The following is a 13,143-nucleotide window of genomic DNA, read 5'->3' on the forward strand; positions in this document are numbered from 1 at the left end:
TCCTTTCAGAGAATTTTCTTAATTAAATAATAACATTTTTTATTACTTTATACAATTTTATATTCAATCCTAAATCTTCTCTGCCATAAACAATATTATTATTTTGTTTTTTTCAAAGTTCCCAAATAAAATCCCATATTAACAATCATCGCATAAACAAAGTACCTCGACTCTAATGTCTTTATAATCCCAACTTTTTCAATACTAATCTGAGCTTCTTCTAAATACATCAATACTTTATACGGAAAAATATAAATTATTGCGTGATAGTCTTCTTTATACCAATTAAAGCCCATAAAAATAAATATTCCCATAATTACTAGACAACCTGCTATTATCAGTATTCTTACAACTTCAATTTCTTCTTTATCAAAATATTTTTTTATAAAAAATCCAAAACAAACATTAATAATAAAAAATGGAATTAAAATACTAAATTGGCTCATATCTCCATAAATTCCAAACATACTTTTTACTATTTCGACAAAAATTCCAAAGCAAATTGCAAAACCAGGAATCAAAAAATACATTGTAACAAACCACAATATAATTTTAGAAACTTTAGACAGATAACTTCTAATCTTTATTTTACTTCTAAATATTCCTAAAATGAATAATCCGTTGTAAAAACATAATTTTATAACTCCAATAATATCTATTCTAAATAATAATACTACTGATAAAATTATAAAAAATATTGGCAATTTCAAAATTTTGTCATTTTCATAATTTTTACTTTTCCCCATTGAATAAAATATCCATCCAAAAATTATTCCTGTTATTGCTGAAAATATTCCACCAAATAATAACCGAAATGGCAAATCAAAGCCATAATCCCAATCATATTTTCCAATCCAAAAATAATACATAAATAATAAAATTTGTAAAACTATAAATATTATTATTTTAGGTTTTAACTTTTTTACGCTTTTAGAAATCTCTTCCATTCTTCTATTCCCTGTTTTTTAAGAATTAATGTAGAAAAATAATGTACACTTTCAACATTTTCAATATCTGTAATAATTTCTTCATTTTCTTTTCCACAGTTTGAAACAATAACTATATTTTCTTTATTTCCTGTTTCAATAATCGCTTTTCTTATTCTCTCAAAATCTCGGCTAATTTTCATTAACACTAAATTTTGATTATTTTCAATTTCTTTATAAACATCAGTCTTTCTATTGACAGAAACTACTTTTAAATCTTCATCTCCAATCATCAGCGGTATATTAAGCCTTGCCGCAATGCTGTTAAATGAAGTTATTCCCGCAATAGTTTCAACTTCCACATCATCTGAAATATGTTCCAATACATAAGTATAAGTGCTATAAGTCATTGGGTCACCTATTGTTAAAAATGCTACATTTTTCCCTTTTTCCAATTCAGCGCTTATTACATCCGCATTATTTTTACGAAAAACTTTTCTTGCTTCTACATCCCTTATCATTGGAAACTCCAAAAATAGCTGCTCTACTTCTGGTTTTACATATTCTTTTACAATATTAAAGGCTGTACTCCCTTCTCCGCTTTTTGCCTCAGGCAGTACTATCACATCTACTTCATGCAGTCTTTTTGCTGCTTTAACTGTTATATTTTCAGGATCTCCTACTCCTACTCCTATTCCATAGAATTTACCTAATTTACTAGCCATTTTTTCTCCTCTAATTTATTTTTTCTACACTATAAATATATTTTATTGCATTTTCAACTTCATCTCTTGAAGCAGAATAAAAATTAATAATTAATAAATAACCTTCAGTCATAATCCCGCAAGAAATAGAATAAGTTTTTTCATTATCTTCATAATAATCATATTCATAGCATTTATGTTTAAAATTCTCTATTTTAAAATTATTCAAATTCAATTCTTTTTCTTCTAATTTTTTATTATTTCTTAGTTCTATATTTTTAACACTTTTATCAAAACTTTCAGATAAATCATCAATTGAAGCAAGTATTTTTGAACCATTTTCTAAATCTTTAAAGATATGAAAACTCGATACTCTAATAGTTAAATCACTATCAAGAGGATAATACACATGATGTCTGTCAACTTCATCTCTTTCTTCTATCCAATTTTTAGGTAATTCTATAGTCCAACCATTATCAATATTAAATATTTTTCTTTTCTCTATTGAATAAGCTGTAAATGAACCCAAAATTAATATAAATAATGAGAATATTTTTAAATTCATAATAAATCTCCTAATTTTTTTCTACTTCTTCCATCCAGTACTTTATCCTACTAGGTAATATTTCTTTATTGTTTTTAATAAAATCCAATATTTCTTCTTTTTTCAAACATATTACATTATTTATATTTTCCCTTTTATATCCCTCTAATGTAAACAAATAAACTTTGACATTATTTTCAGTTAAATGTATATAATTTTCTGAATCTAGTGTTGTGTTACCTGTTTTTACTTGTATACAACATTTTTCTTTTCCATCTCTACTTATCATAACAAATTCATATTTAGCTGTATCTATTTTATTGGTACTAGTATATATCAAATAATTTTTTTCTAATTGAAGATACAAACTCACAATTTCTTCAACATCTTCTGGTAATAAAAAATTTAAAAAATCTTCAATTTTTTTAATTTCATATAACTTATTATTTGATTTTTTATTATAAATTTTTTTTGTCATTTCAAAAATACTTTCACCATGAATTCTTTGTAAAGTTGCATTTGCTCTAAATGAGTTCACTACTTTTCCTGGAACTTCTTCTACAGTTCCAACTTTGACATATTCTACAGGAAAATAACTAAAGATGTCATTAACTTTATTGTCATTTTCATAACTATATTCCCATTTACCTGTAACTCGACATATATAAAAGATATTATCTCTATCCCTTGCCCATATTAAATCATCTTTCTCAATTTCAGAATAACAATTTATCACTTTTTTTAAGCCATTATCTTTATTATATTGTTCTAAAACTAGTTTTTTATAGTTTTCAAAATTACTTTCTTTTTTAAATTTTTCTAGGTTTTCTTTATCCAATGGCCAACCTATACCAACTATACTTTTTTGTTTACAAAATTTAAATGGATTTTCTTTTTTATCATTTTGTGGTTTTAAATGAATTCTATAGATGTATTCTTTCATAGATTTTCCTCCAATATATTTTACTTTATTCTCCTAACAACCACTCCAGAGCATTTACAACCTTTATTCCGTCATAGTCAGTATTTACCATTACATCATCTAAAGTTATAAGATACTTCGGATAGTTATCCTTAATATTTTTAAAGGTATCCAGTTCCCTTTTTAAAGTGTTTTCATCTAAAACTGTCAAAGCAACCTGATAATATTCAATTTCATTTGAATTAATAACAACAAAATCAATTTCATTTTTATCAAACTGCCCAACATATACATTGCCTTTTCTTCTAAGCAGTTCAAGATAAATTACATTTTCCAGTATATGCCCCATATCTATATTTCTATTACCTAAAATCATCTGTCTAAGCCCTAAATCTGCAACATAATATTTTGATAATGTAGATAGAAATTCTTTCCCTTTTATATTATATCTGCTAACTTCATGCACAAGTAAACTGTCAGTAAGCCCTCTAATATACTTTTCAATGGTTTTTGCATCCGTTTTTCTTCCCATTGAAGTTAAGGTATTCCCTATTTTTGAAAGCGAAGTTAAATTACCTATATTATCAAATATATACTTCACAACACTTTCAAGTCTCATCACATCTGAAATTTTCAATCTTGCAACTATATCTTTTAAAAGCACAGAGTTATATATTCCACTTAAATATTCATGTATATTTTTCAAATCACTGTCTAACTGTAAAGTATAAGGAAACGAACTGTTTACTATATATTCATTATAATATTGTATAAGTGTTTTTAACGTCCTATTTTCCTTTTGCTCCAGTTTTTCATACTCTAATTTAGCCTGATAATACTCCTTAAATGATAAAGGCAACATTTTCAATTCTATATAACGCCCACTTAAAAGAGTTGCCAATTTGCTAGACATAAAATTGGCATTAGAGCCTGTTATATATAAATCTGTATTTTCTTTTATAAAAAGGCTGTCTACAACTTTTTCAAATTTATCCACATGCTGAATTTCATCTAAAAATATGTAATTCCTTTTATCTCCAATCATTTTAGATTTTATATATTCATAGAGTTTTTTATAATCTGTAAGCTCTTCATAATCCATATCTTCAAAATTTATAGATATAATCTGATTTTTTTCAACTCCATTTTCAAGCAGAAAATCTTTATATATCTCAAAAAGAGTGGATTTTCCACATCTTCTTACACCAGACACAACCTTTATTATTTGTCTGTCTTTTGATTTTACTAAAAAATCTAAATATTCTTTTCGATCTATTCTTATCATTTTAACACCTCATTTCCTTTTAAATTATACCCCTTTTTTATTCAAAAATCAATTTTTATGGAATATAATCCTATTTTTTTATAAATTTTTATAATTTCAGGAATATATTCCTTGAATTTTAGAATTTTAATTTTTTAAGAAATACAATCCTATAATTTAAAAATTATCAATGAGGTTTTACCAGCTTTTATTTCTTCATAAATTTAATTAAACTTGCATTTAAAATTTGATAAAACAAATATTCTGAAACAAGGGGTATTAAACCCCTTGTGAAAATAAAAAACTTAGGCTGTCTAACAGGTCTATTATACAAATAGTATTTTTTCCAAACATCATAGTACAGTCTGATTTTTTCAATCTGCTAACAACAACCGTAACAACTTCTATATCCTTAAAGCCCTTTTCTTTTAAAATTATCAAAAAAGTTCTTACTGCTTCCCAGCTCTTTTCTTTCAGCAGAAATAATAAGTGTTTCCACTTCCAGATCCCAACCGTTTCTTCGGCAATATTCTTCACATTTCTGTTTGGCTTTTTTTGCCAGAAGATCGTAAACTTCTGTTTTTTCAATGTATTTTGTAGCTTCTTCGGTTGTGTTGGAAGCCATTATCTTTTTAAGGTTTTCCATGCTTTCGCCTACAAGCAGCGCATTTGCAGCGAGTATTTCCATTTTTGCGTCAGAAACTCTGCTGTGTGTATGAAATATCCCGCCTGCAACTTTCACAAATTTTCCAAGTTCACCAATAAAATAAATTTTTCTTGCCTCAAACTCGCACGCCCTGTCAAACATATAGCCCACAAAATTACTTATTACAACAGATAATGAAGTATTATCCTCAAAATTGTCAGTTAAATATTTTTTCCCCCTGTTTCCAAATAGAAATATTGCCTCGCCATTTTCAGCATTTTCAAGAGCCATCTTCAATTCAATGGCAAGCGATGCTTTCCATGCGTCTTCCGACATCGGCTTTACTATTCCCGTTGTACCAAGAATTGAAATTCCACCAATAATTCCAAGTTTTGCATTCAATGTTTTTTTTGCAGTTTCTTCGCCTTTCGGCACAAAAATTTCTATATCTGCACCTTTTCCAGTTGGAAGAACACTTTCCACCGCCGCTCTTATCATTTTTAAAGGAGTAGGATTTATTGCAGAATTTCCAGGAGAGATGGGAAGACCCTTTTTGGTAACTTTCCCTACTCCTATCCCACCAAAAATATTTATTTTTGCATCATCACGCAAACTTACCTTTGAAAAAATCTGAAGTCCGTGAGTAACGTCAGGATCATCTCCCCCATCCTTTAAAACCGATGCAAGCGCATAGTTATCTGCTTTTTTTAATGAATCTACTTTTATTGTTATAGATTTTCCTGAGGGAAGTCCGATAGTTACTTCTGGTATATCCTGTTCTCCGTCTTGCAGAAGATACATAAGTGCAGCTTTCGTGGCTGCCGTTGCAGAACTTCCCGTTGTATAGCCATATCTTAGTTTTCTACCGTTAAAATATACGTATTCTTCCATTTTTACTTCCTTCCCTTTGTTAGTAGTTTTTTAATATCTGTCTCTTTCAAACATTTGATACAGTATTCCATGTAATACTGCCACAGCTACTGTACTTCCACCTTTTGTACCGTTAGTTCTTATAAATGGCACATCATAATCTGAAAGCGCGGCTTTTGATTCAGGACACCCTACAAATCCTACTGGTACTCCTGCAATAAGTTTAGGCTTTTCTGCCCCTTCCTTGCTTATTTCTTCAAGAAGTTTAAATAATGCTGTTGGAGCATTTCCAATCAAAAATATTTTTGTATCCTTGTCTTTCACTGCTCTTTCAATTCCAACCATCGATCTTGTAATTCCTCTTTCCTTAGCTTCTTTTGCCACTTCTTCATCATTTACAAGACAATATGCTGAACATCCAAATTTCGCAAGACCTATTTTATTTAATCCAGTAACAATCATATTTGTATCACAATATATCTTGCACCCTGATTTTATAGCTTCCATAGCCGAATTTACCGCATCATTATGAAACTCTGTAATATCTGCATACCCAAAATCTCCAGTAGTATGCACCAGTCTTTTCACAATTGGCTTCTCATTTTCAGCAAAGTGGTCTACCTTGTTCCCTAATCCTTCCGTAATCATTTCAAAACTTCTTACTTCTATCCCTTTCGGATCCTTAATATACGACATAAATTGATTCCCTCCAATATTTTTTTATGTTTTTAAACTAAAAAAAATCAAACAATATTTTAAGTTTAAATTTCAAATACAGCAATTCCAGTTTAATACTAGAATAAATCTTTATGCTGTATCTATAGCCAATCCATTGCTTTTTTAACAGTTTTACAACAATTTTCAAGTGGATTGACTATAACTTTGATTAGTTCGATTTTTAAATAGTTTTACTATACAATTATATATTATTTTTTAAATTTTAGATAGTTTTTTTTACAATTTTTCAATTAAATATTTGAAAAATTTTATATTTGAATAAAAAGAAATGTGTGGATAACCCGCTAGAAGGCTATTTTTCCTATACCCACAAGTCCAATTTCTTCCATCATTTTTTTCTATTTTATAAAATTTTTCTTTTTCGTTATCTACAGAAATTTCTGAATAATGAAATTCGTGTCCTTTTGTATGAATTCCATTTTTGGCTTTTATATTTATATAGCCAAATCTTCCGATATTCAGCCTATTTTTCATAGAAATTTCGACATCTATCAGTCCACAGAAATCTCCACTATTTCCATCTAGCAAATTCAGTTTATTTGTTAAGTAGATAAATCCGCCACATTCTCCGTAGATTTTTACTCCATTTTCATAAGCCTGCTTTATACTTTCCTTCATAGAAACATTTTCAGACAATTCTTTCCAGTAAAGTTCGGGATAACCTCCACCAAGATAGATCATATCAAGATTTTCTGGTATTTTTTCATCTTTTACAGGGCTAAATTCTACTATTTCTAATCCTGAAAATCTCATCAGTTCCAGATTTGACTCATAGTAAAATGAAAATGCACCATCTTTAGCAACTCCAACACGTTTTCCTTTATATTTATTCTTTAAGTCCTTTATTGGTTCAAAACTGTCTATACTGCTTTTTGCTTCAAATTCTTCTGCTATTTCGTAAATTTTTTCTAAATCTAAACAATTTTGTGCAATTTCCTTAAACAGCTGTTTCTTTTCCTCAAGTTCTTTTGAGCCTTTCAATTCAAAAGCCTGTTTTAATCCCAAATGTCTGCTTTCCACCGATAATTTCTCATTTTTTGGCAAATATCCTACGCATTCTATTCCCGTAAATCTTTCCACCGCTTCCTTCAAGTTTGAATATAGCTTTTCAGAAGAAACATTATTTAAAATAATACCCTTTATTTTAACATTTTTATCAAACAATTTAAAACCCAAAACTTCGGCAGCTATGCTTGTGGAGATTCCTTTTGCGTTAACTACGAGAATTACTGGGATATCAAGGATTCTTGATATATGAGCTGTACTAAAATTATCCTTTTCATGCCCAATTCCATCATAAAGCCCCATAACTCCCTCAACTATAGCGATATTGCTTCCTTTCGCTCCTGTTTCAAATATATGCCTTAACGTACTTTCATCAAACATAAAAGCATCTAAATTACGAGATTTATTTCCCGTGAACAACTCATGATAGCCAGGATCGATGTAGTCTGGACCAACTTTAAAAGGTGCCACATTTTCAAAAGCTGACATCAATATGCTGCTTACTGTAGTCTTTCCGCCACCGCTCATTGCTCCCGATATAAGTATTTTTTTCATAGCAAGTTTTTTTCCTCCAAAAATTTATAATAATCATTTTCATCAAGATTTTTATACTTGAGATAACTTTTTATTTTCAGTACATTTGGAATATTCAAATTTAATTTCTTCAAAAATTCAAAATCCTCAAAAACCTCATCTCTGCTCCCTTGCCGTACAATTCTCCCTTTTTCAAGGACATAGATATAGTCAGCAAATTCATAGGCAAAATCTGTATCGTGCGTTGATACCACCATTGTTTTTCCTGCTTTGGAAAAATTATCTAGAATTTCTGATACTCTTTTTGTATTTTTAGAATCAAGCCATGCAGTTGGCTCATCTAGAATAAGAAGTTCTGGCTCCATTGCCGTAATTGCAGCTATTGAGACTCTTTTTTTCTGTCCATAGCTCAGATGATGACAAGGTCTATCTTTTAAATCTGTTATATTGATTTCTTTCATTGCCCTGTTTACATTTTTTTCTACTTCCTCTTTAGAATATCCAAGATTTTCAGGTCCGTAAGCTACTTCCTGAAATACTAAAGGGGCAAAAATCTGTATTTCAGGATCCTGAAAAATTATTCCGACTTTTTTTCTCAATTCTTCGAGATTTTTCTTTTTATGCTCTATTTTTTTCTCTTCAAAATAAATATTTCCCTTTTGTGCTTTCAAAAGTCCATTCATTATTAAAAATAATGTTGATTTTCCTGAGCCATTTTCCCCAAGAAATAATGTTTTCTTACCTTTTTCAATATTCAAAGTCACATCTTTTAGAGCCTCTGTATCTTCATCATACGAAAAAGTTATATTTTCAAGTCTAAGCATTGTATTTTACCACCAAATATAAATTTATTATAACTATTATTATTACGAATATTATTTCAAACCCAATTTTTTTATATTTTCTATGAGAAAAAATAAATTCCTTTCCCATTCTTGATTCCACAGCCTTTATAGAATTCAGATTATAGTAGTATGTTTTTTTTAATATAGCAACTACTAGCATTGGAAATGATTTCATCCCATTTTTAAAACTGCTGTATCCTAGTCTTACTTCCTGTGCATTATGTAATTTTTCCTTATTTTCAAATAATAAAAATATATATCTGTAAATTAGTAAAAACATTTCCCTAAATATTTTAGGAAATTTCAGCTTTGCAAATATATAGTCCAAATCTATAATTGGAGTAGAACAAATAAGGAAATAAACTACAGCTATCGAGGAAAATGAACGTAGCAAAAATGTCCATATATCCGCTTTTATAAACAGCAAGGAAATTACAGTTGTTAAAATAAATAAAGCCGGAATAAAGTTCAGCTTTAACAAGTCACCTATTTTCACTTTTACGACAAACAAAAGAAGTAAATTAAACAGTATAAAATTAAAAACAAATACTATTTTACTTCCAGTATAAAGTAAAAATACTAATGTCGTCATTGACAATATAAACTTTACTCCGGGGTTTATATTTTTTATGGGATTTGTGTAAGATACCTTATCTATTAGCATTTTTTCTTTCACCTTTGAAATAGCCTAATACATACCCTACAATTCCTGCACCTAATGCCGCCTGTAATGCAAACAGCAGACTTTCAGTTTCATCTCCTGGTAATTCTATTAAATTTTTAGCCCATGGCTCATAATCAGGTTTTATAGTTTTTATTACTTCTTCTCCCTTGTCATCAGATCCTCCAAATTCAGATTTTACGAGAAGCAAAGGAATAACACCTATTAAAATTATTGCAATTATTAAAATAATATTCTTTTTAAATACACTTTTGTTTTTATTTTCCGACATTAAGCTTCCACCTCTTTTACGCTATATTTTTCAAGTATATTCATCACCACGTTTGTAAGTAGCCCTTCGATAACTGCAAGAGGAACCTGAGTTACTGCAAATACCGCTCCAAATTTGATAAATGAAGCAACTACTCCACCTTGTGGAGATGGATATGCAAGTGCAAGCTGAATTGATGTTACCACATAAGTCGCAAGATCTCCTAACGCTGCTGCCAAAAATACCGCTAACGCCTTATTCTTTTTCTCAAATCCTTTATACACTAAATATGATACAATTGGTCCTGCAATTGCCATTGAAACAGCGTTTGCTCCCAAAGTTGTAAATCCTCCGTGTGCAAGCAATCCTGCTTGAAATATTAATACGATTGTTCCAAGAATGGAAGTTACAAAAGGTCCGTATAATATAGCAGATAGCCCTACTCCTGTAGGATGTGATGAACTTCCTGTAACTGATGGAATTTTTAGTGCAGACAATACAAATATAAATGCACCTGCTAATGCAAGCGTCATTTTTTCCCGCACGCTCCCTTTAGAAACAGATTGAAGCTTCTTTATTCCTATTATCCAAAACGGAATACACACTGCAAACCATACCATAACCCAATTTAAAGGTAAAAAACCTTCCATAATGTGCATTGAATAACCATTTACGCCTATTAACAGCATACTGGTTAAAACCAAAAACAATAATGTTCTCTTTTTCATTTTCTCTCCTTCTCCAAATTTAATTTAACCTTCGGCAAGTTCCAAAAAAAAATCAGCCAAAGCTGAAGCCAATACACGTCAAAACTTCCACAACAATAACTATATCACCATCGTATAGTACGCTTATGGAACAAATCACCGTTGATTTATTTTTACATTGATGTATATTAAATCTTCCCTTCCCAGAAAATTTTATATAAAAAATTATTAGGCAAGTCTCCTGACTAACTTCATCCTACTCATACCCTTCCCAAAATATCCAAGATATCTCAGTGGTTTTGTGTACTTTCGTCAGCTTCACAGTAGTGGGGGCTGTATCGGATTCTAACCGATTTCCTTATTAAGTTTGTAAAACACCTATAATTCTTTAATAATAGTATACTCTCTTTTTTATATTTGTCAACCCTAAAAAAACATATTTTTTTCAAATTTAAATAATTTATTAATATGATATTGGAGTATACAAAATATTGTTGACAAATATTATAAAATAATTTATAATAAGTACACATATAATATAAGGAGGAAATATAATGGAATTTAGTTTTACTTTAAAAATCAAAGCAAAAAAAGAAGATGCGTGGGAATACTATGCAAATATTGAAAAATGGTATGATTGGGAAAAAGACTTAAAAAATATCACATTAAAAGGTGAATTTAAGACAGGTTCATGTGGAACTATGGAACTTGAAGGAATGCCCCCTATGGAATATAAACTTACTCTTGTAAAACCTTTTGAAGAATTTTGGGATAAAACAGAAACTCCATTTGGAGATATTCTTTTTGGTCATCAAATAATTGACAACAATGACGGAAGCATAAATATAAAACATACTGTAATTTTGGACAGTGAAGATGAACAGCATTTAGAATTTTTAAGCCAAGTTTTTTCAGATGTCCCTCAATCTATATTTATTCTAAAAAATTACTTGGAAAGATAAGGTGATTGGGGCTTGTTTACATCAAAATATAAAGATAATTCAGAAAAATCAACAGGATTGTTATTTATGAGGGTATACAATAAATGGCATTCTATTATAAAAAAAGAGTTAAAGAAAATGAACTTAACACACCCTCAATTTGTTGTTTTAGCTTCCCTTGCTTATTTATCACAAAACAGCGACGAAGTCACGCAAGTTATGATTTCAAAACTCTCAGGAATAGATGTTATGACAGTATCTCAAATATTAAATTTATTAGAAAAAAATGATTTTGTAAAAAGAAAAGAACATTCAAGAGACACAAGGGCAAAAGCAGTTATTTTGAACAAAAAAGGAGAAGAAATATTACAAAAAGCTGTTCCATTAGTTGAGAAAATCGATGAAATTTTTTTCGAAAAGTTAGATACCGATGAAGAACAATTTAAACATTTTCTTGTCAGATTACACGAAGAATAAGAAATATTATCTATAATTAATGATTATGTCAAAATTATCATTTTCATTATTATATTTAAAATTCAAAAAATAAAACAGAATTTTATTCAATAGGACTATTTACATAAAAATGTTGTAGTCCTTCTCTTTTTTATGATTTATCAATATATTCAAAACCAAAATAACTTGGTTTTAATAAAAAAAACATGTTAATTTTCTAGTTTATCAGAACTTTCCAATGTTTTATTTTATTTTGCCATCTTTATATTTTTTTCTCTTTTTATTTTTGTAAGTTTCCCTTCTGTCTGAAATTTCTATAATTAATATTAACAAAACTTCATCCTTTATTTCCACTACAATTCTGTAAGATCCTACTCTGTATCTCCATAATCCTTTTAAATTTCCTGTTAGTGCCTTTCCTCTTTGTTTTGGATTTTGTGTATTTATCAAATTTTCTAAAATCCATTTTTTAAGAAGTTTTGCAATCGCTTTATTTGTTTTACTTAATTTTTTTAAATCCTTTTCTGCAGATTCAGTAAATTTAACTTCGTAAAATCTTTTTTCCATCATAACCCTAACCTTTTGAAAACTTCTTCAGCAGAAGCAGTTTTTTCAGATTTTGAATTTTCCCACCTTTTCAATATTCTTTTTTCATCTTCCTCAGTTATTTCATCGTATATTTTATCTAAAATTAAATTCCGAACAAAAGATGACATATTAAGGTTATTTATGCTCGCATATTCCTTTAAAAATTCCAAATCCTCTTTCTCCATCCTTAACGATAATGTTGGCATTTTTTATCCCTCCAATTGTAATATTTATATTACAATAGTATCACTCGTTATTTTATTTGTCAATATATAAAATAATTACCGTCTTTTACAACTATTATTCAAATTTATTAAGTTAAAAGATTTCAATAAAGATGATTTTCAATTTTTCAAGATTTTTTATTATTTTTTACCACATATAATTGCTGTAATTTCATCATCAAATACATCTATTTCAATTGCTGATTTTCTTTTTAAATAATATTTTTCCTCATTAACATATATTTCAAAAACATCAAATCTACCAAATGGAATATTATCTACTATTTTTAGTGTCAT

General features: G+C 28.8%; 18 protein-coding genes and 1 riboswitch. Of the genes, 2 read left to right on the forward strand and 16 right to left on the reverse strand.

Features of this window, described 5'->3' with window-relative positions:
- Window positions 1-98 precede the first annotated feature (98 nt).
- The 13 genes from FVE77_RS11700 to FVE77_RS11755 all read right to left on the reverse strand — a co-directional run bounded on the left by FVE77_RS11700 (window position 99) and on the right by FVE77_RS11755 (window position 10,658).
- Window positions 99-947, reverse strand: a complete 849-nt coding sequence (locus tag FVE77_RS11700; protein ID WP_026745911.1) for a hypothetical protein — start codon at window positions 945-947, stop codon at window positions 99-101.
- Window positions 923-1,651, reverse strand: coding sequence for a precorrin-2 C(20)-methyltransferase (cobI, locus tag FVE77_RS11705; RefSeq protein WP_026745910.1), 729 nt, complete (start codon window positions 1,649-1,651; stop codon window positions 923-925). Before cobI ends, FVE77_RS11700 begins: the two co-directional genes overlap by 25 nt.
- Before the next feature lie 10 nt (window positions 1,652-1,661).
- Window positions 1,662-2,195, reverse strand: a complete 534-nt coding sequence (locus FVE77_RS11710) for a hypothetical protein (RefSeq protein WP_146967936.1) — start codon at window positions 2,193-2,195, stop codon at window positions 1,662-1,664.
- Window positions 2,196-2,205: 10 nt separating this feature from the next.
- A complete protein-coding gene (locus FVE77_RS11715) occupies window positions 2,206-3,117 on the reverse strand; it encodes a hypothetical protein (RefSeq protein ID WP_026745908.1) in 912 nt (303 codons plus the stop codon).
- 25 nt (window positions 3,118-3,142) lie between these two features.
- Entirely contained in the window at window positions 3,143-4,381 is a 1,239-nt protein-coding gene (locus FVE77_RS11720) for an ATP-binding protein (RefSeq protein ID WP_026745907.1), read from the reverse strand.
- A gap of 258 nt (window positions 4,382-4,639) precedes the next feature.
- A complete protein-coding gene (locus FVE77_RS12510) occupies window positions 4,640-4,801 on the reverse strand; it encodes a hypothetical protein (RefSeq protein WP_154669763.1) in 162 nt (53 codons plus the stop codon).
- Window positions 4,773-5,897, reverse strand: a complete 1,125-nt coding sequence (gene cbiD / locus FVE77_RS11725) for a cobalt-precorrin-5B (C(1))-methyltransferase CbiD (RefSeq protein WP_006805271.1) — start codon at window positions 5,895-5,897, stop codon at window positions 4,773-4,775. Before cbiD ends, FVE77_RS12510 begins: the two co-directional genes overlap by 29 nt.
- 30 nt (window positions 5,898-5,927) lie before the next feature.
- Window positions 5,928-6,572 carry a precorrin-8X methylmutase gene (locus FVE77_RS11730; RefSeq protein WP_012806221.1) on the reverse strand — a complete coding sequence of 215 codons (645 nt, stop codon included), beginning with the start codon at window positions 6,570-6,572 and terminating at the stop codon, window positions 5,928-5,930.
- 258 nt (window positions 6,573-6,830) lie between these two features.
- Window positions 6,831-8,174 carry a cobyrinate a,c-diamide synthase gene (locus FVE77_RS11735; protein WP_026745906.1) on the reverse strand — a complete coding sequence of 448 codons (1,344 nt, stop codon included), beginning with the start codon at window positions 8,172-8,174 and terminating at the stop codon, window positions 6,831-6,833.
- Window positions 8,171-8,977 (reverse strand): energy-coupling factor ABC transporter ATP-binding protein, encoded by an 807-nt coding sequence (locus FVE77_RS11740; RefSeq protein ID WP_026745905.1) that lies wholly within the window; start codon window positions 8,975-8,977, stop codon window positions 8,171-8,173. Before FVE77_RS11740 ends, FVE77_RS11735 begins: the two co-directional genes overlap by 4 nt.
- Window positions 8,970-9,662, reverse strand: coding sequence for a CbiQ family ECF transporter T component (locus tag FVE77_RS11745; protein WP_012806218.1), 693 nt, complete (start codon window positions 9,660-9,662; stop codon window positions 8,970-8,972). The genes FVE77_RS11740 and FVE77_RS11745 overlap by 8 nt, the downstream gene beginning before the upstream one ends.
- Window positions 9,649-9,951: an energy-coupling factor ABC transporter substrate-binding protein gene (locus FVE77_RS11750; protein ID WP_006805277.1), complete on the reverse strand. Its 303-nt coding sequence runs from the start codon at window positions 9,949-9,951 to the stop codon at window positions 9,649-9,651. Before FVE77_RS11750 ends, FVE77_RS11745 begins: the two co-directional genes overlap by 14 nt.
- A complete protein-coding gene (locus FVE77_RS11755) occupies window positions 9,951-10,658 on the reverse strand; it encodes an energy-coupling factor ABC transporter permease (RefSeq protein WP_021743473.1) in 708 nt (235 codons plus the stop codon). The genes FVE77_RS11750 and FVE77_RS11755 overlap by 1 nt, the downstream gene beginning before the upstream one ends.
- A 193-nt stretch (window positions 10,659-10,851) precedes the next feature.
- Window positions 10,852-11,034, reverse strand: a riboswitch (cobalamin riboswitch).
- 157 nt (window positions 11,035-11,191) lie between these two features.
- Between FVE77_RS11755 and FVE77_RS11760 the strand changes: the two genes are divergently transcribed.
- Together FVE77_RS11760 and FVE77_RS11765 are read left to right on the forward strand one after the other, a co-directional pair.
- On the forward strand, window positions 11,192-11,599 hold the full coding sequence (locus FVE77_RS11760; RefSeq protein ID WP_021743472.1) for an SRPBCC family protein: 408 nt from the start codon (window positions 11,192-11,194) through the stop codon (window positions 11,597-11,599).
- A gap of 12 nt (window positions 11,600-11,611) precedes the next feature.
- Complete coding sequence (locus FVE77_RS11765) at window positions 11,612-12,055, forward strand: MarR family winged helix-turn-helix transcriptional regulator (protein WP_026745904.1); 444 nt, start codon at window positions 11,612-11,614, stop codon at window positions 12,053-12,055.
- 222 nt (window positions 12,056-12,277) lie between these two features.
- Here FVE77_RS11765 and FVE77_RS11770 read toward each other — a convergent pair whose 3' ends face one another.
- The 3 genes from FVE77_RS11770 to FVE77_RS12515 all read right to left on the reverse strand — a co-directional run bounded on the left by FVE77_RS11770 (window position 12,278) and on the right by FVE77_RS12515 (window position 13,143).
- Window positions 12,278-12,601 carry a type II toxin-antitoxin system RelE family toxin gene (locus tag FVE77_RS11770; protein WP_036087832.1) on the reverse strand — a complete coding sequence of 108 codons (324 nt, stop codon included), beginning with the start codon at window positions 12,599-12,601 and terminating at the stop codon, window positions 12,278-12,280.
- Window positions 12,601-12,828, reverse strand: coding sequence for a type II toxin-antitoxin system RelB family antitoxin (gene relB / locus FVE77_RS11775; RefSeq protein ID WP_026745902.1), 228 nt, complete (start codon window positions 12,826-12,828; stop codon window positions 12,601-12,603). Before relB ends, FVE77_RS11770 begins: the two co-directional genes overlap by 1 nt.
- 159 nt (window positions 12,829-12,987) lie before the next feature.
- A complete protein-coding gene (locus FVE77_RS12515) occupies window positions 12,988-13,143 on the reverse strand; it encodes a hypothetical protein (protein WP_154669764.1) in 156 nt (51 codons plus the stop codon).

The organism is Leptotrichia hofstadii (assembly GCF_007990525.1).
Taxonomy (GTDB): domain Bacteria; phylum Fusobacteriota; class Fusobacteriia; order Fusobacteriales; family Leptotrichiaceae; genus Leptotrichia; species Leptotrichia hofstadii.